Source organism: Paenarthrobacter aurescens, from assembly GCF_025421775.1.
Classification (GTDB): domain Bacteria; phylum Actinomycetota; class Actinomycetes; order Actinomycetales; family Micrococcaceae; genus Arthrobacter; species Arthrobacter aurescens_B.
The window spans coordinates 522,084-544,834 of the sequence record NZ_JAOEFX010000003.1 but is presented as its reverse complement, the minus strand read 5'-3'; the positions used below and the strand labels follow the sequence as shown (position 1 = coordinate 544,834).

Sequence of the window (22,751 nt, the reverse complement as noted above, 5' to 3'; positions counted from 1 at the left end):
GTGTCCGTCCCATCACAATGCGCGCTTTCTGGGCCCGGGCACCTGGGCATCCGATTCCCGCAAGTACAGCGGCGTTGAGTCCAGCAGCGCCTGCCCAGCCGTGAGCCGGGCCAGGGCGAACTGGCCCAGAGAGGCCGCATCCGGCTGGGTAGTGGCGAAATCTTCATCGGCCTTGAGGACATCGGCGTACATGCCCGCGCCCGCGCCGAATACCGGCAAATCCGGAAGCCCGGACGCAAAACCCACATGCGGCCCGTCCACGAGTTCCGGAAGCTGGCCGTCGGCCAGCGTGTAACGCGCCCAGTAAACCTCTTTGCGCCGGGCATCCGTTGCCACCAGGAATTCCGGGGCAGCGGCGGTGGACTCCGCCACTTCCAGGGCGATGGCATCCAGGCTCACCACACCGTACAACGGCTTGTCCCACACGAAAGCAAGGGTCCGGGCGGTCGCGATGCCCGAGCGCAGTCCGGTAAACGGGCCGGGTCCCACCCCGGTGACGATCGCATCGATGTCCGCACCGGTGACGCCGGCGCCAGCCAATAGCTTTTCGATGCCGGGAGCGAGGACTTCGGCATGGCTGCGGGTGTCCTCCGTGGCGAAGGAGTCCACCACGCTTTCCATGGCATCGTCGGAAATCAGGGCCGCACTGGCAACCGCTGAGGTATCAATGGCCAGGATCAGCATCAATGGCCTTTCGCAGGTGAAGTCGTTTCAAGGAGTTGCGGTGCCTCAGCCCAGCGTGGACCGAATCCACGGAAGACCACGGTGCGGGGCTCGTCGTCGTCATCGGTATCGAAGTCCAGGACGTCGCCGTCCGGTGTGGTCTCCGCGCTTTCCCCACCAACAGACCTGAGCAGGTCGACTTCCAGGCGGCTGTCCGAGAGGTGCTCCACCCGATCCCTGCCCCATTCCACCACGGTGACCGATGAGTCCATGGTGTTCTCAAGATCGATGTCATCGATCTCCGCCGCCGATTCCAACCGGTAGGCGTCAACATGGACCAAGTCCGGACCGCCGGGCCGTGGACCGTCCGCCAGGTTGGGGTGGATCCGCACCAGGACAAACGTTGGCGAGATGATGCCGGCGCGGACGCCCAGCCCCTCGCCGAGTCCTTGGGTGAACGTCGTCTTGCCCGCACCCAGTTCGCCTGTCAAGACCAGAAGATCCCCGGCCTCAAGGACCCCACCCAAAGCTGCTGCGAGCGCATGCGTCTGCTCCGCCGTCGTGACCTTCAGCGTGCGCTCCCACTGAGGTGTGCTCACAGCCCCGCCGTATCTGCTGCACTGTTGACTGTTGTCCGGGCGGGCAGCTCGTTGACGTAACTGCGAGGTACGCGGGGGCTGATGCGCGTGACAATTTCGTAATTGTTGGTTCCGGCGGCGGCCGCCCAATCATCCGCAGTGGGGCCGCCGTCGGCACCGTTGCCGAACATGACGGCCTCGGCGCCCTTAAGGCCTGCTGCCGCCTCGGGTGAGAGCGGTCCGAGATCAATGACCATCTGGTCCATCGCAATCCTGCCAACTACCGGGTAGTTGATGCCGTCCACCCGTACCGGACCGCCGGTGGCGATCCTGGGGACGCCGTCTGCGTAGCCCAGCGGCACCAGACCCAGCGTGCTTTCCCCGCTGGTCCGGTAATTGAGCCCGTAGGAGACGCCTTGCCCTTCAGGCACCTTCTTGCAGTTGGACAGAAGGGTCCGGACGGTCATGGCGGGGTGCAGGCCAAGTTCCGCGGACGTGGCGCCCTCGAAGGGCGACAAACCGTAGATGCCGAGTCCTACGCGGACCAGGTCGAAGTGTGAGTCCGGACGGGACAAGGCGGCCGGCGTATTGGCAATGTGCCGGACCTCGGTATCCACACCGGCGTCCTCGGCCATGGCGATGGCTTCGCGGAAGACAGCCAGCTGATCATCGGTTTCAGGGCGGTGCGGCTCGTCGGCGACAGCGAGGTGCGAGAAGATACCAACCACCCTCAAGAGCCCCTGATCCTGGTAATCCATGGCTTGGCCAACCAGTTGGTCCCAGTCGGCAATGGTGCAGCCGTTGCGCCCCAGGCCCGTATCCACTTTCAAGTGCACGCGCGCGGGCCGCTCCTGCTCCCGGGCCGCCGCGACCACTGCGTCCAGCTCCCAGCCGGAAATGCCGACGTCGATGCCGGCGGCGACCGCTGCTTGGAAGTTGCTTTCGCGGGTGTGCAGCCACGCGAGCAGCGGGGCATCGACTCCGGCGGCGCGCAAGGCGAGCGCCTCGGAAATGTGGGCGACACCCAGCCAGGCCGCTCCTGCGTCCAGGGCTGCCCGGGCAACCTGCACGGCTCCGTGTCCATAGGCGTCCGCCTTCACCACTGCCATGACAGCGGCCGGGGAGGCGATGGCGACGAACTGACGAACGTTGTGCCGCACGGCGTCGAGGTCGATCACGGCGGAGCGCTCCAGCACCGCTGACTTTGCTATGGAGGCCTTCGACCCGATACCGATATCTGCAGCTGCTTCGTAAGTCACCCTAGAGATTCTAGTGCTGTCAGTGAAGTCGGGTTAACTGCGCCGCTCTGGGCGTCCTACTGGGCATCCGATAGATGCGCTATGGTCGCCCGGGCGCGTCGTTGGGCTTCTGCAGGAATGTCCTTCACTATCGGTTCAAGGAAGGCGAAGCGACGCACCCACTGGCTCGACTGGCGCTCCTTGCGTGCGTTCGCCCGCTGCCACCAGTCGGCGATGTCCCCCCAGCCGGGAGCAGCCAGTGAGCCACCCACTTCCTGGACGGCCAGCGACGCACAGAGGTTGGCGAACCGCAGCCTGTCACCCAGCCTCCAACCGGCCAGGCTTCCCACAATGAATGCCGCGCCAAAGCAGTCACCCGCGCCGGTGGGATCGTAGGCGGACACCGGCAAAGAGGGCACCCATTCTTCTTCTCCGGTCTCGGAGTCCACCGCCACAGCACCTTGGGGGCCGAGAGTCACCACTGCAACGGGAACCCGGTCCGCCAAAGAATACAGCGCCGCCCACGGGTCGGCTTTACCGGTGAAAGCCATTGCTTCAGGTGCATTGGGCATGAAGGCGTGGAAATTCTCCAACAGGTCCAGGCGACGCTCGGACCACTCCCCCGTTGGATCCCAGCCCACCACGCCAAAGAGCTTGGTGCCTGCCTCCCTGGCTGCGAGCATCCACGGTTCCAACTCCTCACCCAAGTCAGCGACGGCGGCGAGCGCCTTGGGAGGCCGCCCAATCAGTTCGGAGGAACTGATCGGAGCAGGATGCCCGTGGGTGACCATGGACCTGTCCTGGTTCACGCACATGGAGACGGTGACGGGTGAGTGCCAGCCCGGAACCTTTTGCGACAGTGAAAGATCCACGTGTTCCTGGGTCTCCAGGATCTGCCAGTTGTAGTCGCCGTAGCCGTCGTCCCCGAAGGTTGCCGCGAGGTTGGTTCGCAAGCCGAGCCGTGCGGCAGCGATGGCCTGGTTGGCGACGCCCCCAGGGCAACTGCCCATCCCCTCACTCCAAACCTCCGTGCCAGGCTCGGGCGCGTGCGGGAGGCCGGTAAAGATGATGTCCTGGAAAACCGTTCCTGTCAGGAGAAGGTCGCACTGGTGGTCCCCGTCCGACCGCACGGCAGCCAGGGGGTCGAATCGTCGCTGGGGCATAGCGTCCATGCACGGCAGACTACGCTGCGCCCTTGGGGCTGCATAGACTCGGACCATGCGGCTCATGATCGCCGGTGGCGGCGGATTCCGAGTTCCCCTTGTGTACCGGGCCTTGTGCGCGGGTCCCTTCGCCGGGCTGGTGGACGAACTCGTCCTCTACGACGTCGACGCGGCACGGCTCACTGCCATTGAAGCGGTCCTGCGCGACATGCCCACGACGGGTGGTTCCGTACCCGCCGTCGTGGTCTCCACAGACCTCGGGCAGGCCCTGAACGGGACTGACATGGTGTTTGCTGCCATCCGTCCCGGTGGAACAGCCGGACGGATCGCCGACGAACGGGTGGCACTGGACCTCGGCCTCCTGGGCCAGGAGACTACGGGCGCCGGCGGTATCTCCTACGCGCTCCGCACCATCCCCCGCATGGTGGAACTTGCTGAGGCGATGCGTCTGCATTGCCCTGATGCCTGGCTCATCAATTTCACCAACCCCGCCGGCATGGTTACCGAGGCACTGGTACCGGTGTTGGGGCGCCGGGTCATCGGGATCTGCGATTCCGCCGGTGGCCTGGTCCAGCGGGCGGCCCGGGCTGCCGGCGCACCCCTGCGGGAAGGACTGCTCGACGGCGTGGGCTACTTCGGGCTGAACCACCTCGGATGGCTATACCGCTTGGCACCTGATGGGCCGGACCTCTTGCCGGGACTGCTGTCCGATCACAGCGCGCTTGAGTCGATGGAAGAGGGTCGGTTGTTTGGGCAGCACACCCTGATGCACCTTGGCTGCCTGCCCAACGAATACCTTTACTACTACTATCAAACAGCGCAGGCCACAGACGCCATCCGTCGGCAACGCGAAACCCGTGGTACCTCCATCCACCAACAGCAGAGTTCCCTCTACCCGGCTCTGATCCAGGCCCCACACGCCTTTGCACTGTGGGACGCCGCCCGGCGGTCCCGCGAGGAAGGTTACCTGGCCGAGGCACGCACGCACGGAGAGCAGCGGGACGAGGAAGACTTGGCTGGTGGCGGCTATGAGCGCGTGGCGCTGTCTGTCATGCGCGCGCTGTCCGGCGGTGGAAACTCCCAGCTGATCCTGAATGTGCCCAATGGGCCGGTGTTCTCTGCAGGCGGGCCGGCCACAGCGGAAGTGGCCGTGCCCGGTCTGCCGGCGGACGCCGTCGTCGAGGTTCCGTGCGAAGTGACTCCCGACGGCGCGCTGCCGCTTGCGCAGGACCGGCCGGCCGGGCCGTTCCTCACCTTGATGCAGCACGTCAAGGAGGTGGAGCGATTGACGATCCGCGCCGTCCTTGACGGCGAGCGCGAGACGGCCGTTCGAGCATTTGCCGCGCACCCGTTGGTTGGTTCCGTCCCGTTGGGCCGGCAACTGCTGGAAGGGTACGAAGCCGCTTTTCCTGAACTGGGGAGGCTTTGGGCCTAGAGCTTTCTATACATGACGTGAAGGCCCACGTAGCCAATTTCAGGGTGGTTGAACGCCTCGGGAACTGTTGCAAGGATCTTGAAGCCCATGGACTGCCACAACCACACGGCGCGGACGTTGCTTTCCACTACGGCGTTGTACTGCATGGAGTAGAAACCTGCTGCCTTGGCTTCGCTCAGCGAATACGCGCAGAGTGCCCGCGCGATGCCCTGCCCGGAGTTATTGGCTCCCACCATGTACCCGGCGTTGGCCACGTGGCTTCCACCGCCTGCCTGGTTGGCATGGAACTCACCCGTGCCCAGAATTTCGCCCGTGTCCTTGCTGACGGCAACGAAGGTCTGACCAGGAGCTTCCTTTGTCCACTTGGTCCAGGCTGTTTCCTCGGTGGTGTCACGGTCCCACGTGAAGGTCTCGGCTTCGCGGATCACGGGTTCCAGGATGGACCAGATACCCGGCCAATCTTCGGGGGTTGCTTTGCGGATGTCGAAAGTCTGTTCTTGGGTCACAGCGGCCACGCTAGCAGCCTTGTCCACATAGCCGGGTTCGTTCGGCCGGGGCCCGGAGGTCAGGAGTAGTGTTTTCTGCAGGGCAAAGTGACTTTTGCCGTCATCGTGAGGAGGACTGGGTGCCGTTGATCCGTCGTGTGGCGTTCCTGTCGTTGCACACCTCCCCCATGGAGCAGCCCGGCGCCGGCGATGCCGGCGGAATGAACGTGTACGTCCGCGCCCTGGCCATGGCACTGGCGGAAGCCGGTGTCGAGGTGGAGATCTTCACCCGTTCCACCAAAGCCGGCCAGCCGGCCGTCGAACATCCCGGACCGGGTGTTTGCGTTCATAATGTGCTGGCCGGTCCCCGCCGGAAGCTGCCCAAGGAAGAACTGCCGGCGCTCCTGCATCACATGGTGGAGGAAATCGACAAGATCCGCCACCAGCAGCTCCACGGCCGTTACGACGCCATCCATTCGCACTATTGGGTTTCCGGCGTGGCGGGGCTCGAGTTAGCCGGGCTCTGGGGCGTTCCGCTGGTCCACACCATGCACACCATGGCCAAGGTAAAGAACCTCGTCCTGGAGTCCGGTGAACGGCCTGAGCCACGGCGCCGTGAAGAAGGCGAGCAACGAATCGTAGACGGCGCTGCCCGACTGGTGGCCAACACTCCGGCGGAGGCCGAAGAACTCGTCTCCCACTACGGAGCCGATCTTGACCGGATCGACGTCGCACCGCCCGGAGTGGACCTCAAGGTTTTCACCCCCGCGTTCCGGCGAAAGTCGCGCAGGGAGCGGGGCGTTCGCCCCGACAGTTTCCACATCCTCTTCGCAGGAAGGATCCAGCGGCTCAAGGGCCCCCAGGTATTCGTCAAAGCCGCAGGGATCCTCAGGAAGCGCCGGCCGGACATCGATCTGGAAATGACCATTTTGGGAGCCTTGAGCGGAGCCAAGGACTTCAACCTCCAGCACATCATCGAAGACGCAGGACTTGCCGATGTCGTCACGCACCGCCCGCCGGTCGTGGCGCCTGAGCTGGCCAGTTGGTTCCGTGCAGCAGACGTCGTGGTGATGCCGTCCTTCAGCGAGTCTTTCGGTTTGGTCGCCTTGGAAGCACAGGCGTGCGGTACGCCCGTCGTAGCTACCAACGTGGGCGGCCTTTCCCGCGCCATTTCCGAGGGGCGCACCGGGATTTTGGTGGACGGACACGACCCCTCCGACTGGGCAGACGCCCTCGAGGACCTTTACGACGATGTCCAGACCCGTGAGGACATGGGTCGGCTGGCAGCAACCCATGCCGAGTCCTTCGGCTGGCAACGGACGGCGGCCATCACCTTGGAAAGCTACCGTGAAGCCGTCGGTGGACTGCTGGTCCCCCGGCGCTGATCCTTCCTCAGTTTCCACCTTGCGGCTGGTAGATTGACGCGCACAGCCTAAGAACGCCTGCAGCAGCACCCACGCTGCCGGGACACAAAGCCAAAGGACAACGATGTCTGAAAACAAGGTCACGACTGATCTTGAAATTGCCCGCAACGCCACCATCCTGCCCATTGAGGCCATCGCCGAACACGCGGGCATCAATGTGGACGCCCTGGAGCTGTACGGGCCGTACAAGGCCAAGATCAATCCGGCCAAGCTGGTGCTCCCCACCGCGAAGCCGAATGGCAAGGTAGTACTCGTGTCCGCCATGTCGCCCACCCCTGCGGGGGAAGGGAAATCCACCACCACCGTGGGGCTCGCAGACTCCCTTGCCCGTGCCGGGCATAAAGTGATGATCGCCCTGCGCGAGCCCTCTTTGGGTCCCATCCTGGGCATGAAGGGCGGAGCCACCGGCGGTGGTTACTCGCAGGTGTTGCCCATGGACGACATCAACCTGCACTTCACCGGCGACTTCCACGCCATCACGTCAGCCAACAACGCCCTGATGGCGCTCGTGGACAACCACATTTTTCAGGGCAACGAACTCGGAATCGACCCGCGCCGCATGACCTTCAAACGCGTGCTGGACATGAACGACCGTTCCCTGAGGGAAGTGGTCATCGGCCTCGGCGGCCCCGTACAGGGCGTGCCCCGGCAGGACGGCTTCGATATCACGGTCGCCTCGGAAATCATGGCGGTCTTCTGCCTCGCAACAGACCTCGACGATCTTCGGGCACGGCTGGGACGCATCACCTTCGGGTACACCTACGATCGTGCCCCGGTCACGGTCGCGGATCTCGGTGTTGAGGGTGCACTGACCATGCTGTTGAAGGACGCCATCAAGCCGAACCTCGTCCAGACCATCGCAGGGACCCCGGCCTTGGTCCATGGCGGGCCGTTCGCCAATATTGCCCACGGCTGCAATTCCCTGATCGCCACCAGTACAGCCATGCAGCTTGCCGATATCGTGGTCACTGAGGCAGGATTCGGCGCAGACCTTGGCGCCGAAAAGTACATGGACATCAAGGCGCGCATCGCAGAGGTGGCGCCATCCGCCGTCGTGGTAGTCGCGACAATCCGCGCGCTCAAGATGCAGGGCGGCGTTCCCAAGGACCAACTCAGCCAACCAAACGTCGAGGCCGTGGCCGCCGGGGTGGAGAACCTCCGGAGGCACGTCCGCAACGTCGCCAAGTTCGGCATCTCCCCCATCGTGTCCATCAACAAGTTCGCCACGGACACCTCCGAGGAACTGGAGTGGCTGCTCGCCTGGTGCGCCGCGGAAGGCGTGGAAGCCGCCGTCGCCGATGTCTGGGGCCGGGGCGGCGGAGGCGACGGCGGTGACGAGCTCGCCGCCAAGGTCGCAGCTGCGCTGGACGCACCCTCCGAATTCCACCACCTCTACCCGCTGGAAATTCCGGTGGAGGACAAGATCCGGACCATCGTGCAGGAGATCTACGGGGCCGACGGCGTCGAATTCTCGGTTCCTGCCCTGAAGCGTCTGGTGGAGATCGAAAAGAACGGCTGGTCCGACTTCCCCGTCTGCATGGCCAAAACACAGTATTCCTTCACGGACGACGCCTCCCGGCTGGGAGCACCCAAGGGATTCACGGTGCACGTCCGCGAGCTGATTCCCAAGACCGGGGCAGGGTTCATCGTGGCGTTGACCGGGGCCGTGATGACCATGCCCGGCCTGCCCAAGGAACCGGCCGCGATGCGCATGGACGTGGACGCTGAAGGACAACCCACAGGCCTCTTCTAGCCCTCTCTCACATCCCGTGCCCTCCCAACCGACGCTCTCTCACATCCCGCGCCCTCCAGGCCCACGCTCTCTCACTCTCTTGAGAAAAGCGAGCGAGCGTCCGCACCAAACCCGTGGGACGTGAGAGAAGGTTCGGGAAACGACAAACGCCCCCGTATCGAAATACGGGGGCGTTTTGCGAATCGTGTTTAGCGCTCGATGTCGCCGCGGATGAAGGCCTCGACCTTCTCGCGTGCGAGGTCGTCGTTGAACTGCTCCGGCGGGGACTTCATGAAGTAGCTGGAAGCGGAGAGCAGCGGACCGCCGACACCACGGTCCAGGCCGATCTTGGCGGCGCGGATGGCGTCGATGATCACACCTGCGGAGTTCGGGGAGTCCCAAACCTCGAGCTTGTACTCGAGGGACACTGGCGCGTCGCCGAAGTTGCGGCCCTCGAGGCGAACGAAGGCCCACTTGCGGTCATCGAGCCAGGCAACGTAGTCGGACGGTCCGATGTGGACGTCGTCGGCGTGAAGCTCGGCCTCGACGTTGGAGGTCACGGCCTGGGTCTTGGAGATCTTCTTGGACTCAAGGCGGTCACGCTCGAGCATGTTCTTGAAGTCCATGTTGCCGCCGACGTTCAGCTGGTACGTGCGGTCCAAGGTGACGCCACGGTCTTCGAACAGCTTGGCCATGACGCGGTGCGTGATGGTGGCGCCGATCTGGCTCTTGATGTCGTCACCCACGATCGGGACACCGGCTTCGGTGAACTTGTCAGCCCACTCCTTGGTACCGGCGATGAAGACGGGCAGGGCGTTGACGAACGCCACACCGGCATCGATGGCGCACTGTGCATAGAACTTGGCAGCTTGCTCGGAACCAACCGGCAGGTAGCAGACCATGACGTCGGCCTTGGTCTCGCGGAGCGCGGCGACAATGTCCACGGCTTCCTCGGGCGCCTCAACAATGGTCTCGCGGTAGTACTTGCCCAAGCCGTCGAGGGTGTGGCCGCGCTGGACAGTCACTCCTGTAGCCGGGACGTCGGCGATCTTGATGGTGTTGTTCTCGCTGGCGCCGATGGCGTCTGCCAGATCCAGTCCAACCTTCTTGCTGTCAACGTCGAAAGCAGCAACGAACTGGACGTCGTTGACGTGGTACTGGCCGAACTCCACGTGCATCAGACCCGGGATCGTGGCCTTGGGGTCAGCGTCGCGATAGTACTGAACACCTTGGACCAGCGATGCGGCGCAGTTACCTACACCGACAATGGCGACACGAATCGGATGTGAAGACACGGAACTCCTTTTGAGAAATAACCTCATGTGCCAAGCGCAGCCCTGACTGAGTCCAGGGCACGACTGATTGGCACGGCGCCATTCGGCGCACTCTTGCATTGTAACCAACACAGCGGGGGCCTTTTTTGTTCCCGACCGGCCCCCGCTGTTTTACGACGCAACTCCGACGGCTATTTTTGCGCCCACCGGTTGATGTCCGATTCCACGGCAAACTCATCAATGGCCGTCAACTCGTCTGCGCTGAAGTCCAGGTTGTTGATAGCGCTGAGAGTGTCTTCAAGCTGGGCCACGCTCGAGGCTCCGACCAGCGCGGACGTGACGGGCGAGCCCTTCGGCTGGTCGCGCAGAATCCAGGCAATCGCCATCTGTGCCAGGGTTTGCCCACGGCCCTCGGCAATGGCGTTCAGCCCGCGTACCCGGTCGAGCTTGTCCTCGGTCAGCTGCGCTTCAGACAGGAACCGCTCTTTGGCAGCACGGGAATCCGCGGGTACACCATTGAGGTAGCGGTTGGTCAGCATCCCCTGGGCCAGCGGCGAGAACGCGATGGAACCCGCACCCACCTGGTCCAGTGCTTCATAAAGGTTGGGCGAGCCGTCCTCTGTCCACCGGTTCAGCATGGAGTAGCTGGGCTGGTGGATGAGCAGCGGGGTTCCGAGTTCCTTCAGGATCCGGGCGGCTTCCAGGGTCTGCTCCGGAGTGTAGGAGGAGATGCCGGCGTAGAGCGCCTTCCCCGAGCGCACTGCATAGTCCAGGGCGCCCATGGTCTCTTCCAGCGGCGTCTCCGGATCCGGACGGTGGCTGTAGAAGATGTCCACATAGTCCAGGCCCATACGTTCCAGGGACTGGTCCAGGCTGGAGATCAGGTATTTGCGGGATCCCCACTCGCCGTAGGGGCCGGGCCACATGTAGTAGCCGGCCTTGGTGGAGATGATGAGTTCATCGCGGTAGGGCTTGAAGTCGTCTTTCAGGTGTCGCCCGAAGTTCGTCTCGGCCGATCCGTCCGGCGGTCCGTAGTTGTTGGCGAGGTCGAAGTGCGTCACGCCAAGGTCGAACGCACGGCGGAGGATAGCCCGCTGTTCGTCGAAGCGCTTATCGTCGCCGAAGTTGTGCCAGAGGCCCAGCGAGATGGCAGGGAGCTTGAGCCCGCTGCGTCCGACGCGGCGGTAGGGCATGTTTTCGTAGCGGTCTTCCGCAGCCGAATAAGTCATACGTACCATCCTGCCACTGCGCAAACCCTGGTGACGGCGCCGTCCGGTATGTGGGCGCCGTCACCATTCGCTTGGCGCTGGTCAGAGGACGCGCACGACGGCGGCGCTGCCGCCCGGAAGCGTCAGCGTCCCGTCGTCGAGGACTGCTTCATCATCGGTAGCCAGCAAGATGGAGCCGCCCAGGGGCGTTCCCAGTGCTTCATCTCCGAAGTTGCACACCACGCGCACGCTGCCGCGGGACATCTGCAGCCAGTGTTCGTCGTCATCGAACTCCACAGCAGTCCCGCCGAAGCCTTCGTCCACCAACTCCGGGGTGTTCCGGCGCAGCTGTGCTAAATCCTTGTACAGCTGGAGCAGGCGTGAGTGGTCCCCCTCGTTGGCTTCATCCCACTTGAGTTTGGAGCGCAGGAACGTTTCCGGGTCCTGCGGATCGGGAACAACAGCCGGATCCCATCCCATGCGTTCGAATTCCTTGATCCGCCCCTCGGCAGTGGCCTTGCCCAGCTCCGGCTCCGGATGCGAGGTGAAGAACTGCCATGGCGTCGACGCGCCGAACTCCTCGCCCATGAACAGCATGGGCGTGAAAGGCGACGTCATGGTCAGTACGGCACCGATGGCCAGTTTCCCGTAGGACAGCGAGGCGGTAAGCCGGTCGCCGGTGGCGCGGTTGCCAATTTGGTCATGGTTCTGGAGGCAGACCACCAGAGCCGATGGATGGGCCAGATCATGCCGGATGGGCCTGCCGTGGTGCCGCCCGCGGAAGCTGGAGTAGCTGCCGTCGTGGAGAAAACCGTGCTCCAGGACCTTCGCCAGGACTGCGAGCGAGTCGAAGTCCGAGTAGTAGCCAGTGGTTTCGCCGCTGAGGTTGACGTGGACGGCGTGGTGGAAGTCATCGCTCCATTGGCCTTCCAGCCCATAACCATTGTCCTTGCGGGGATAGATGAGCCGCGGGTTATTCAGGTCCGACTCCGCGATCAGGGTCTTCGGGATGCCCGTCTCAGACTCGATCTGGTCCGCCAAGGCCCCAAAGTCTTCCAGGATGTGCACTGCCCGTTCGTCCCGCAGGGCATGGACGGCATCGAGCCGGAGTCCGTCCACGTGGTAATCACGGAGCCACATCGCTGCGTTCTCCAGGATGTAGCGCCGAACGTCGTCCGAACCCGGTCCATCAAGGTTCACAGAGTCGCCCCAGGTGTTCCCCTCCCCCGATTTCAGGTACGGGCCGAACTTGGGAAGATAGTTGCCACTGGGTCCGAGGTGGTTGTAAACGACGTCCTGGATGACACCCAACCCTGCAGCATGGGCAGCATCGACAAACCGCTGGTAGGCCGCCGGTCCGCCGTAGGGCTCATGAACGGCGTACCAAAGAACACCGTCGTAGCCCCAGTTGTGCACACCGTTGAACCCGTTGACCGGCAGCAATTCGATGAAATCCACGCCAAGGTCCACCAGGTAGTCCAGTTTCTCCGCGGCAGCATCCAAGGTTCCCTCGGGGGTGAACGTACCGAGGTGGAGCTCGTAGATCACCGAACCCTGGAGGGTCCGCCCTTGCCAACCGGAGTCCTGCCATTCATGGACGGAGGGATCGAAGGTCGCAGACAGGCCATGCACCCCATCCGGCTGCCTCCGCGAGCGCGGATCGGGGAACGGTCCCTCGCCGTCCACGACGTACCCGTAGGGCACATTGTCACCTGACTGGGCCACGGCCTCGGCCGGCGCGCGCCACCAACCTGTGGCGGCGCCGTCGTGGTGTTGTTCCATGGCGTACTCGCGGCCATCGGCGAGCAGCCGGACCGAGTCAGCGTTCGGAGCCCAGACGTCGTAACGGTTTTTTCCAGCAGCGTGCTCCAGCATCATGCTCCCCTGTACGTATTCAAGCGTGCGTTGCAGTGACAGTGTGGGTGTTTCCGGCTTCAGTCAGTGGGCACCAGCAGTGCCACCGGATACTGCTCCAACAAGGTGCCAACAGGGACAGAACCGGCGCCGTACGCAGCTCCGGTGAGTTCGTCCCGGACGTTCGTTGACAGTTCGATGGCCGTATCGCGCCACCCGCCATTGGCTGCCAGGCGCTTGGGCAGGCGAGTGCCAACTGCAACGGCGCCCGGAGCATCTGCTCCCCGATCGAAAGCAACCACATGGGCCGCAGCTTCGCCACGAACATCCACGGCGCGGTAGCCCCCAAACAATTCAGGGTGGTCACGGCGTAGCCTCAGGGCCCGGGATACGACCAGAAGCTTGGCGGCTTCTTCGGTGTAATCAGGCTTCGCCCCCTCGTCCAACTCCGCCAACGCTGCGATACGGGCCTGGAAGTCCACGGGGCGCCGGTTATCAGGATCGGTCAGCGAACCATCCCTGAATTCTGTTCCTTGGTATACGTCAGGGACACCGGGCATGGTCAGCTGGATGAGCTTGGCGGACAGCGAGTTGGAGGTGCCGTACGGTTCGAGCTCGGCTACGAAGTTCGCGATCGCTGCCGCAACCTCCGGAACATCAAACGCGGCGTCGACGGCGGCAGCCAGGTGGCGCTCGAAATCCAGGTTGGGGTCGGTCCAGTTGGTTGAATTACCTGCCTCACGGGCCGCTTTCAACGCGTACGACTGGAGCCGGCCCCGATCTGCCGGCCACGCGCCAACGATCGACTGCCACACGAGGGCAGCCAGTGGACCATCCGGGATAGGGGCGAGTTCCTGGACGGTGCCGAGGAAAAGCTCCCACTCGGGGACAGCTTCGGAAATGACGGAAATCCTTGCCCGGGCGTCCTCGCTGCGCTTGGTATCGTGCGTGCTCAAGGTAGTCATGGACAGCGGCAGATCAGCTTGGCGGCGAGCCATGCGCTCATGGAAATCCTGGGTGGAGACGGCAAACTCGGTGGGGTCTGCACCCACCTCTGTGAGCGTCCCAAGCCGTGTGTAGCGGAAGAACGCCGTGTCTTCCACGCCCTTGGCCATCACCATGCCGGAGGTCTGTTGGAAACGCCGGGCGAGTTCGCCCTCGGTGTCCAAGAGATACGGCGTCAGGTCTTCCAGCACCGCTTTCAGGTCTTCACGGTTATCCGCCGCGCGGTTGATGGACTCCAGCAGGATCTCCCGGCCATACGGGAGATAGGTCCGGTAGATGGGGAAGCAGCAGATGACTTCCGCGATGGCATCAGCCACCATGTCCGGAGACAGCTGGGCTGTTTCCGGAACAAGGCGTGCTAGCCGCAGGATTTCCGACCGCAGGATGCCGTCCGCGATACGGCGTTTGGTCTCCTGAATCATGGCGACGTAATCTGCGGGCTCTTCCGCGTCCCGCAATCTGGCATCCAGGGAGTCGAGGTATTCCTCGGCGGCCGGGTCCACAAACAGGCGGTCCACGTCAGCGAGTGCGTCATATCCGGTGGTGCCTTCACAGTCGAAGGTGTCCGGCAACGCCTCCCCCGGTTCCAGGATCTTCTCGACAAGAAGGTACGCGCCACCCGTCGCCTCGCGAAGCCTGGCCAGATAGCCTTCCGGATCCGCCAGCCCGTCCGGATGGTCGATCCTGAGGCCGTCCACCATTCCCTCCCGGAACCAGCGGACGATCTCTTCATGGGACTCGTCAAAGACCCAGGGAATCTCGACGCGCACCCCAGCCAGGGTATTCACTGCGAAGAAGCGGCGATAGTTCAGTTCGGCATCCGCCCGGCGCCAGCCCACCAGCTCATAGTGCTGCCGGGCATGGACATCCTGCGGGCTGTCCCCTGGCGTGCAGGACCCGTCGGCCAGCGGAAGCCGGTGATCGTAGTAGTGCAGTTCGCCGTCCACGATTTTGAGCTGTTCAAGGTCGTCGTCGCTGCCCAGAATGGGGATGCGGATTTTCCCGCCCCCGAAGTCCCAGTCGACGTCGAAGGCTTCCGCATATTTGGACGCGCGCCCCTGCTTCAGCAGGTCCCACCACCAGGCGTTCTGCCCGGCCGAGGCCACGCCCATGTGATTGGGCACGATGTCGGCCAGGATGCCCAGGCCCTGCTCGCGTGCGGCCTTGGAGAGGGCAGCGAGCCCCTCGGGACCGCCGCGCGCGGGATCCACAGTTGAAGGGTCGGTGACGTCATAGCCGTGGTCCGAGCCCTCCTCCGCGGTGAGGATCGGCGACACATAGACCCAGTCGGCTCCAAGGGACCGCAGGTAGCCGGTGAGCTGGGCGGCGTCCTGCAGTGTGAAGCTTGGCCGGATCTGGAGCCGGTATGTCGAGATGGGCGTCCTCATGAGTCTGCCTTCTCCGAAGAACCGGCGTCCTCGTCTGCCGTGGAGTCTGCTGTGGCGTCTCCCTTGTAGTCGAAAGGCAGGGACGTCACAGCAGGGGCTGTGATGGATGCCGTTTCCGGGGTGCTCGTCTGGGTCAGCGCGGCCAAGGATGCTGCAACCGAGTGGTCGGGTTCAATCTCGGGGGTGCTGTGCGCACGCAGCACCACCAGTGACTTGGCACCCACCATGAGGATCTGGTCCGGCTTGACGACACCTGCCTCAGCGCCTTCTCCCGCGGTATCGATCATGACGTCCCAGGCGGGCGCGTACTCATCGGAAGGAATCCGGAAGCCCACCTCGTCCTGGTCGGCGTTGAAGTAGAGCAGGAAGTTGACGTCGGTGATGCGTCGGCCCTGGTTATCGCGGCCATGGATACCGTCGCCGTTCAGGAACACGCCCACCGAGCGGCCCAACGCCTCGTCCCAGTCCGAGGGACTCATGGTGCTTGCATCAGCGTCCAGCCATACGATGTCCGGAAGCCGTTCGCCTTCGCCACGCAGTACCGGGCGTCCGTCAAAGAAGCGGCTGCGGCGAAGGCTGGGGTGCTTGGCGCGGAGGGCGCACACCGCAGCGGTGAACTCGATAAGCGGCTGGTCCACGTTCTCCCAGTTGATCCAGGTGAGTTCAGAGTCCTGGCAATAGCCGTTGTTGTTGCCGCGCTGCGTCCTGCCGAGCTCGTCACCGTGGAGCAGCATCGGCACACCTTGGGAGAGGAACAGCGTGGCGATGAAGTTGCGCTGTTGGCGTGCCCTGAGGCCAAGGACTGTGGGATCGTCTGTGGGCCCTTCCGCGCCGCAGTTCCACGAACGGTTGTGGGACTCGCCGTCGTTGTTGTCCTCGCCGTTGGCCTCGTTGTGTTTCTCGTTGTAGGAGACGAGGTCGGCCAACGTGAAGCCGTCGTGGGCGGTGACGAAGTTGATCGAGGCTACCGGGCGGCGGCCCGAATGCTCGTAGAGATCCGCCGAGCCCGTCAACCGGGACGCGAACTCGCCCAGGGTGGACGGTTCACCGCGCCAGAAATCGCGGACGGTGTCGCGGTACTGGCCGTTCCATTCCGTCCACTGCGGCGGGAAGTTGCCCACCTGGTATCCACCGGGGCCAACATCCCACGGTTCCGCAATGAGCTTCACTTGTGAAACAACGGGGTCCTGCTGGATGAGTTCGAAGAAGGTGGAGAGCTTGTCCACGTCGTAGAACTCGCGGGCCAGGGTGGAGGCGAGGTCGAAGCGGAAGCCGTCCACGTGCATCTCGGTGACCCAATAGCGGAGGGAATCCATCAGCAGCTGAAGGGAATGCGGGCTGCGGACATTCAGCGAGTTTCCGGTGCCGGTGTAGTCCATGTAGTACTTCTGGTCGTCCTCCACCAGGCGGTAGTACGCGGAATTGTCGATGCCCTTAAAGGACAACGTGGGCCCCAAGTGGTTGCCCTCGGCCGTGTGGTTGTAGACAACGTCCAGGATGACTTCGATTCCCGCGGTGTGCAGGGCGCGAACCATGGCCTTGAAATCCTGGACCTGCTGGCCCGTGTCCCCCTTGGAGCTGTAGCTGTTGTGGGGGGCGAAGAAGCCGATGGTGTTGTAGCCCCAGTAGTTGTTCAGGCCCTTGTCCTGCAGGATGCCGTCATTGACGAACTGGTGCACCGGCATGAGTTCGATGGCAGTGATGCCCAGCTTTTGCAGATGGGAGATGACTGCAGGATGGGCGACGCCGGCATAGGTGCCGCGCTGTTCCTCAGGCACCTCAGGGTGCATCTGGGTCAGGCCCTTGACGTGTGCCTCATAAATGACCGACTTGTGATACGGGATCCGCAGCAGCTTGTCGCCATCCCAATCGAAGAAGGGGTTGATGACGACGCCCAGCATCATGTGCGGAGCTGAATCCTCATCATTGCGGGAGTCAGGGTCGCCCAGATTGTACGAAAACAGCGCGGGGTCCCAGTCGATCTGCCGGTGGATGGCCTTGGCGTACGGATCCAGCAGCAGCTTATTGGGGTTGAAGCGCTGTCCGGCATCGGGGTCGTAGGGGCCGTGGACCCGGTATCCGTATTTCTGTCCCGGTTGCGCCTGCGGCAGGTAACAGTGCCATACGTAACCATCAACCTCGGTGACATTTACGCGGACTTCCCCGCCGTCGTCGTCAAAGAGGCACAATTCAACTTTTTCGGCCTTCTCGCTGAACAGCGCGAAGTTGGTTCCGGTGCCATCAAACGTGGCACCCAACGGATAAGCCGATCCAGGCCAGACTTCCATGCGTTCTCCTCTTGGTGATGCGGATAACCTGCTGCAAGCCTACTCATATTGCAGATATTGACAGTAACCTTACGGTCTTGTTCGGTCGTATTCCGCCTTCAGCGAACCAATGACGCGCGGTACAGCCGCCATGATGGCCGAGGCTGTAAGGGGTCCACCGCCGCATTCGGCAGACGCGGCCGACCCTGCACGCCCGTGGACGCTGGCCGCCACCGCGGCGACAGCAGCCCAGCGGTCCGAAAGGTCCAATCCCAGGCCGGCGAACGCGCCGTCGTCGTCCGTGACCGAATCCGCACACTGCGCCACCAAGGCCCCGAGGACGCCCGCCAAGACGTCGCCACTCCCTGCGGTGGCCATCCACGCAGTCCCTTCCGACTGGCTAAAAACAACGCCCGACGGCGAGGACACCAGTGTGGTTGCGCCCTTCAGCAGGACGGTTGCACCGGTTTGTTCCGCAGCCTGCCGGACAAAATGCAAGGGACGGGACTCAACGTCCTGGCGGGTAACGGCTATCTCGCCCGTGGAGGGAAGCGAATCCAGCAACGTTGCCAGTTCCCCGGCATGTGGCGTCAGGATCCAGTGGGGCGGGCAACGTTCCGGCAGGAGACCGAGCGCACCAGCATCGACGACGACCGGCAGCCCAGCGGTGAGGGCTGCCGCAGCAGCGCCCCGGGCACGCTCCATTTGCTCCTCACCGTCAACTCCGGAACCCAGCACCCATGCTTGAACACGGCCAGGGTCGTTGGATTCCCAGAGGGCTTCGGGGGTTCGGGCGAGAACCAGTTGCGCCGCGGCTTGCGGTCCGAGGTACCGCACCATCCCCGCTCCGGCGAGTGCAGCCGCGTGAACGCCCAGGACAGCTGCCCCGGCAAAACGCACCGACCCGGCCACCACCCCAAGGACACCGCGGGAGTACTTGTGGGCACGCCGGTCAGGCTTGGGCAGCAGAGCGCCCACGTCCACGGAGGTGAGGCGGCGCAGCTCAGCGACTTCGGATGGCAGCGACTCCTCAATACCGATCTGTACGAGTTCGATGCGCCCGGAACACCCTTCGCCCGGATCCGTCAACAGCCCGGCCTTGATGCCGCCGAAAGTCACCGTGACGTCGGCGCCCAGCACGGGCCAGTGGACTTCTCCGGTGTTGGCGTCCAGGCCACTGGGGAGGTCGCAGGCCACCACCAACCGTGGATGCAGTTCCTGCAGTGACGCAATCAATTCCGCCGACGAACCACGTAAGCCCCCGCGGGCGCCTGTACCGAGCAGGGCGTCAATGATGACATCGTCTCCGGCGCACATGACCGCAAGTTCTTCAGCGTTCCCGGGTTCCAAGCGCAGTGTCCGGCCACCGGACGAAACAAAAGCGGCCAGCGCATCAGGGTGGACTTCAGCAGCGGCGAGTACCGCCGTCGCGCGCATTCCCCGGCGCGCAAGAAAGGCCGCGGCAAAGAGGCCATCCCCGCCATTATTGCCTTTGCCCACGAGGACCGTGACGCCGGCACCGGTCAGCTTGCGCCGGCGCTTGAGCTCGCGAACCACGGTTTGGGCCAGGCCATAGGCTGCCCGCTGCATAAGAACAGCGCCCTCACCGGAGTCCAGGAGCGGTTGTTCCGCATCCCTGATCTGTTGTCCGGTGAAGGCGCTGATCATTGCTGTTGAGGTCCGTTTAGCCCTCGGCGAGGACAGTCGCTGTAGCGATGCCGCCGTCGTGGCTCATGGACAGGTGCCAGCGTTTGACGCCCTTGGCCTCGGCCACGGCAAGCACCGTTCCCTTGACCTGAACCGTGGGCCCGTTCTCATCGAGACCGATCCAGCAGTCCTGCCAGTTCATGCCCGCGGGGGCACCCAAGACCTTGGCCACGGCTTCCTTCGCTGCAAAACGGGCAGCCAAGGACCGGGTGTTGAGTTCCCGTTCGGCGGGAACAAACAGGCGGTCCCTAAGTCCAGGGGTCCGTTCCAACTGCCGGCCGAACCGTTCGATGTCTACGACGTCTACGCCAATGCCAACAATCATGGCGTTATTCTACGGTCACGCTCTTGGCGAGGTTACGCGGCTGATCCACGTCGTAGCCCTTGGCGCCAGCCAGTTCAGCGGCAAAGATCTGCAGCGGAACAGTGGTGAGCAGCGGCATCAGCAGGGTAGGCGTCTCCGGAACGTAGAACACGTGCTCTGCGTAATCCTTGACGGACTCGTCGCCTTCTTCAGCGATGACCAGGGTCCTTGCACCACGTGCGCGGACTTCCTGGATGTTGCTGACCACCTTGGAGTGCAGGGAGTCGCGGCCACGCGGGGACGGCACCACGACGAAGACCGGCTGGCCGTCGTCGATCAGGGCGATCGGACCGTGCTTGAGCTCGCCGGCTGCGAAGCCTTCAGCGTGGATGTAGGCGATTTCCTTGAGCTTCAAGGCACCTTCGAGGGCTACGGGGTAACCGACGTGGCGGCCCAGGAACAGCACGGACTTTTCGTCCTTCATGCTGCGGGCGAGCTCGCGCAAGGGGCCTGCGTTGTCCAGGATGTGCTGGATCTTGGCCGGGATCTTGTTGAGGTCAGCGAGGACATCCTTGATCTGGCCGGAGAAGATGTTGCCACGCAGCTGGGCCAGGTAAAGACCAAGCAGGTAGGCAGCGGTGATTTGCGCCAGGAATGCCTTGGTGGACGCAACGGCGATTTCCGGACCTGCGTGCGTGTAGAGCACCGCGTCGGACTCACGCGGGATGGTGGAACCATTGGTGTTGCAGATGGAGATCGTCTTGGCGCCCTGCTCGCGGGCGTAACGGACGGCCATCAGCGTATCCATGGTCTCGCCGGACTGGCTGATGGAAACTACCAGCGTGTTGGAGTCAACGATCGGATCGCGGTAGCGGAACTCGTGCGCGAGCTCCACCTCCGTGGGGATACGGCACCAGTTCTCGATGGCGTACTTGGCCACCAGTCCGGCATAGGCCGCGGTTCCGCACGCCAGGACGATGATCTTGTCCACCTGCTTGAGCAGTTCCGGGTCAATGCGGACCTCGTCAAGGGTCAGCTTTCCGTCAAGGTCCGAGCGGCCCAGGAGGGTCTGCGCTACGGCGTCAGGCTGATCGTGGATTTCCTTCTCCATGAAGGAGTTGAATCCACCCTTTTCGGCAGAAGCCGGATCCCAGTCGACGTGGTATTCCTTGCCTTCGGCGGGGGCGCCGAAGAAGTCGGTGATCTCCACGGAGTCCGCGGTGATGGTGACGATCTGGTCCTGGCCCAGTTCGACGGCGCGGCGTGTGTAGTCGATGAAGCCGGAAACATCGGAGCCGAGGAAGTTCTCACCATCGCCAAGGCCCACTACGAGCGGGGAGTTACGGCGTGCGGCCACGACGACGTCGGGCTGGTCCGCGTGGACTGCGAGAAGGGTGAAAGCGCCTTCGAGTCGCTGGCATGCCAGGCGCATCGCCTCGGTGAGGTTGCCGCCGTCGCCATTGAGCTGGTTGCGGAAGATGTCGCCAACCAATGCGGCGGCAACTTCGGTGTCGGTTTCCGACTCGAAGGTGACTCCCTTGGCCAGCAGTTCCTGCTTGAGTTCCGCGAAGTTCTCGATGATGCCGTTGTGAATGAGAGCCAGGCGCCCGCCGTCGGAGAGGTGCGGGTGAGCGTTACGGTCGGTGGGGCCACCATGCGTGGCCCAACGGGTATGGCCGATGCCAGTCAGGGATTCAGGTACTGGATTTGCTTCCAGTTCACTGATCAGGTTGCTCAGCTTGCCGGACTTTTTACGGGACGAGATTGTCCCGTCAGCCACCACTGCGACGCCTGCGGAGTCATAGCCGCGGTACTCAAGACGGCGCAGCCCTTCCACGACGACGTCAAGGGCGCTGTGACCAGCTGCCTTGCGAGACGAATTGCCAACATAGCCTACGATTCCACACATGGGTACAAGCCTAACGGCTAGCGCAAACAACTGACGTGGGACATCCCAGCTCCATTGGCTGCCGCTAAGATGTCCAGCACCCACAATTCACCCTCCAGTCGTCGCGCATTTCCTGTTCCGCCCCGCGGAAGGCAGAATCAAGAGCGTGACTTTGCAACGCACCGAAGCTAACGGCGACGGCGCTTCCCCGTTTGTAGAGCTGGACCGTCAAACGTGGTCGCGGCTTGCAGCGCAGATGGAGCAGCCCCTCAACGAAGAGGACATCTTCCGTCTCCGCGGCCTAGGCGACCCCCTCGACATGAAGGAAGTACGGGAGGTATACCTCCCGCTTTCGCGGCTCCTCCACCTTTATGTCCAGGCTTCGCACCAACTCCACGCCGCAACAACCACGTTCCTGGGCGAACAAACGCAGCGCACGCCCTTCGTCATCGGCGTCGCAGGCTCGGTAGCTGTGGGCAAGTCCACCATTGCCCGTGTGCTCCGGGAAATGCTGAGGCGCTGGCCCGGTACTCCCAATGTGGAACTCATCACCACGGACGGTTTTCTTTACCCCTTGGCCGAACTCAAGCGCCGGCACTTGCTGGAACGCAAGGGATTTCCGGAGTCATATGACCGCCGCGGCCTCCTTCGCTTTGTTTCGGAAGTCAAAGGTGGCGCCGAAGAAGTCAGGGCGCCCTGGTATTCCCACGTAACGTACGACATCGTCCCGGGCAAGGAAGTAGTGGTGCGGCGTCCCGATGTCCTGATCGTGGAAGGGCTGAATGTCCTCGCCCCCGCCCGCCCCCGCATGGACGGTAAGCAAGGACTCGCCGTCAGCGACTTCTTTGACTTCTCCATCTATGTGGATGCCAAGACGTCCTATATCGAGGAATGGTACGTGGACCGTTTCCGGAAGCTGCGCACCACTGCCTTCGCGCAGCCGGAGTCCTACTTCCACCGTTACGCCACCCTCTCCGATGACGACGCCGAATCGACGGCACGCGGTATTTGGAAGCGCATCAACGAGCCGAACCTCGAGGAGAACGTGCTGCCTACACGCGGCCGAGCGCAGCTTGTACTCACCAAAGATGCCGACCATTCCATCCGCCGCATGCTGCTGAGGAAGGTCTAGCGTGGC

Annotated in this window: 17 protein-coding genes; 4 read left to right on the top strand and 13 right to left on the bottom strand. The window is 63.4% G+C overall.

Annotation, left to right across the window (positions count from 1 at the left end; all coding sequences use genetic code 11):
• Positions 1–12: 12 nt before the first annotated feature.
• The 4 genes from tsaB to N7568_RS08645 are packed head-to-tail and all read right to left on the bottom strand — an operon-like array spanning position 13 to position 3,651.
• Positions 13–684, bottom strand: coding sequence for a tRNA (adenosine(37)-N6)-threonylcarbamoyltransferase complex dimerization subunit type 1 TsaB (gene tsaB, locus N7568_RS08660; protein ID WP_261609436.1), 672 nt, complete (start codon positions 682–684; stop codon positions 13–15).
• Positions 684–1,262, bottom strand: a complete 579-nt coding sequence (gene tsaE, locus N7568_RS08655; RefSeq protein WP_261609435.1) for a tRNA (adenosine(37)-N6)-threonylcarbamoyltransferase complex ATPase subunit type 1 TsaE — start codon at positions 1,260–1,262, stop codon at positions 684–686. The genes tsaB and tsaE overlap by 1 nt, the downstream gene beginning before the upstream one ends.
• Entirely contained in the window at positions 1,259–2,500 is a 1,242-nt protein-coding gene (alr, locus tag N7568_RS08650; RefSeq protein ID WP_261609434.1) for an alanine racemase, read from the bottom strand. The genes tsaE and alr overlap by 4 nt, the downstream gene beginning before the upstream one ends.
• 56 nt (positions 2,501–2,556) lie before the next feature.
• Positions 2,557–3,651 (bottom strand): carbohydrate kinase family protein, encoded by a 1,095-nt coding sequence (locus tag N7568_RS08645; protein ID WP_261609433.1) that lies wholly within the window; start codon positions 3,649–3,651, stop codon positions 2,557–2,559.
• Positions 3,652–3,697: 46 nt separating this feature from the next.
• Between N7568_RS08645 and N7568_RS08640 the strand changes: the two genes are divergently transcribed.
• Entirely contained in the window at positions 3,698–5,077 is a 1,380-nt protein-coding gene (locus tag N7568_RS08640) for a 6-phospho-beta-glucosidase (RefSeq protein WP_261609432.1), read from the top strand.
• Here N7568_RS08640 and N7568_RS08635 read toward each other — a convergent pair.
• Positions 5,074–5,583, bottom strand: coding sequence for a GNAT family N-acetyltransferase (locus N7568_RS08635; protein ID WP_261609431.1), 510 nt, complete (start codon positions 5,581–5,583; stop codon positions 5,074–5,076). The two genes, N7568_RS08640 and N7568_RS08635, sit on opposite strands and share 4 nt — an antisense overlap.
• 119 nt (positions 5,584–5,702) lie before the next feature.
• On the opposite strand from N7568_RS08635, the gene mshA reads away from it, so the two are divergent.
• Entirely contained in the window at positions 5,703–6,947 is a 1,245-nt protein-coding gene (mshA, locus tag N7568_RS08630; protein WP_261609430.1) for a D-inositol-3-phosphate glycosyltransferase, read from the top strand.
• Between the two features lie 103 nt (positions 6,948–7,050).
• On the top strand, positions 7,051–8,739 hold the full coding sequence (locus N7568_RS08625; protein ID WP_261609429.1) for a formate--tetrahydrofolate ligase: 1,689 nt from the start codon (positions 7,051–7,053) through the stop codon (positions 8,737–8,739).
• 188 nt (positions 8,740–8,927) lie between these two features.
• Here N7568_RS08625 and N7568_RS08620 read toward each other — a convergent pair whose 3' ends face one another.
• The 8 genes from N7568_RS08620 to glmS all read right to left on the bottom strand — a co-directional run bounded on the left by N7568_RS08620 (position 8,928) and on the right by glmS (position 21,634).
• On the bottom strand, positions 8,928–10,013 hold the full coding sequence (locus tag N7568_RS08620; RefSeq protein WP_261609428.1) for an inositol-3-phosphate synthase: 1,086 nt from the start codon (positions 10,011–10,013) through the stop codon (positions 8,928–8,930).
• A gap of 170 nt (positions 10,014–10,183) precedes the next feature.
• On the bottom strand, positions 10,184–11,221 hold the full coding sequence (mgrA, locus tag N7568_RS08615; protein ID WP_261609427.1) for an L-glyceraldehyde 3-phosphate reductase: 1,038 nt from the start codon (positions 11,219–11,221) through the stop codon (positions 10,184–10,186).
• 81 nt (positions 11,222–11,302) lie between these two features.
• Positions 11,303–13,075 carry a malto-oligosyltrehalose trehalohydrolase gene (gene treZ / locus N7568_RS08610; protein WP_261609517.1) on the bottom strand — a complete coding sequence of 591 codons (1,773 nt, stop codon included), beginning with the start codon at positions 13,073–13,075 and terminating at the stop codon, positions 11,303–11,305.
• A 59-nt stretch (positions 13,076–13,134) separates the two neighbouring features.
• Positions 13,135–15,447, bottom strand: coding sequence for a malto-oligosyltrehalose synthase (treY, locus tag N7568_RS08605; RefSeq protein ID WP_261609426.1), 2,313 nt, complete (start codon positions 15,445–15,447; stop codon positions 13,135–13,137).
• Positions 15,444–17,735 (bottom strand): glycogen debranching protein GlgX, encoded by a 2,292-nt coding sequence (gene glgX, locus N7568_RS08600; protein WP_261609425.1) that lies wholly within the window; start codon positions 17,733–17,735, stop codon positions 15,444–15,446. Before glgX ends, treY begins: the two co-directional genes overlap by 4 nt.
• A 69-nt stretch (positions 17,736–17,804) precedes the next feature.
• A complete protein-coding gene (locus tag N7568_RS08595) occupies positions 17,805–19,382 on the bottom strand; it encodes an NAD(P)H-hydrate epimerase (protein WP_261609424.1) in 1,578 nt (525 codons plus the stop codon).
• A 16-nt stretch (positions 19,383–19,398) separates the two neighbouring features.
• Positions 19,399–19,746, bottom strand: a complete 348-nt coding sequence (locus tag N7568_RS08590; protein ID WP_011775548.1) for a holo-ACP synthase — start codon at positions 19,744–19,746, stop codon at positions 19,399–19,401.
• 4 nt (positions 19,747–19,750) lie between these two features.
• A complete protein-coding gene (gene glmS, locus N7568_RS08585) occupies positions 19,751–21,634 on the bottom strand; it encodes a glutamine--fructose-6-phosphate transaminase (isomerizing) (protein ID WP_261609423.1) in 1,884 nt (627 codons plus the stop codon).
• 136 nt (positions 21,635–21,770) lie between these two features.
• Between glmS and coaA the strand changes: the two genes are divergently transcribed.
• A complete protein-coding gene (gene coaA, locus N7568_RS08580; RefSeq protein ID WP_261609516.1) occupies positions 21,771–22,745 on the top strand; it encodes a type I pantothenate kinase in 975 nt (324 codons plus the stop codon).
• Positions 22,746–22,751: the final 6 nt, after the last annotated feature.

Coding starts and splice junctions, on each gene's coding strand:
- N7568_RS08590 (WP_011775548.1), bottom strand. CDS start 19,746: ATGATTGTTGGCATTGGCGTAGACGTCGTAGACATCGAACGGTTCGGC.
- N7568_RS08645 (WP_261609433.1), bottom strand. CDS start 3,651: ATGGACGCTATGCCCCAGCGACGATTCGACCCCCTGGCTGCCGTGCGG.
- N7568_RS08640 (WP_261609432.1), top strand. CDS start 3,698: ATGCGGCTCATGATCGCCGGTGGCGGCGGATTCCGAGTTCCCCTTGTG.
- mgrA (WP_261609427.1), bottom strand. CDS start 11,221: ATGACTTATTCGGCTGCGGAAGACCGCTACGAAAACATGCCCTACCGC.
- glgX (WP_261609425.1), bottom strand. CDS start 17,735: ATGGAAGTCTGGCCTGGATCGGCTTATCCGTTGGGTGCCACGTTTGAT.
- N7568_RS08595 (WP_261609424.1), bottom strand. CDS start 19,382: ATGATCAGCGCCTTCACCGGACAACAGATCAGGGATGCGGAACAACCG.
- N7568_RS08625 (WP_261609429.1), top strand. CDS start 7,051: ATGTCTGAAAACAAGGTCACGACTGATCTTGAAATTGCCCGCAACGCC.
- tsaB (WP_261609436.1), bottom strand. CDS start 684: ATGCTGATCCTGGCCATTGATACCTCAGCGGTTGCCAGTGCGGCCCTG.
- treZ (WP_261609517.1), bottom strand. CDS start 13,075: ATGCTGGAGCACGCTGCTGGAAAAAACCGTTACGACGTCTGGGCTCCG.
- treY (WP_261609426.1), bottom strand. CDS start 15,447: ATGAGGACGCCCATCTCGACATACCGGCTCCAGATCCGGCCAAGCTTC.
- glmS (WP_261609423.1), bottom strand. CDS start 21,634: ATGTGTGGAATCGTAGGCTATGTTGGCAATTCGTCTCGCAAGGCAGCT.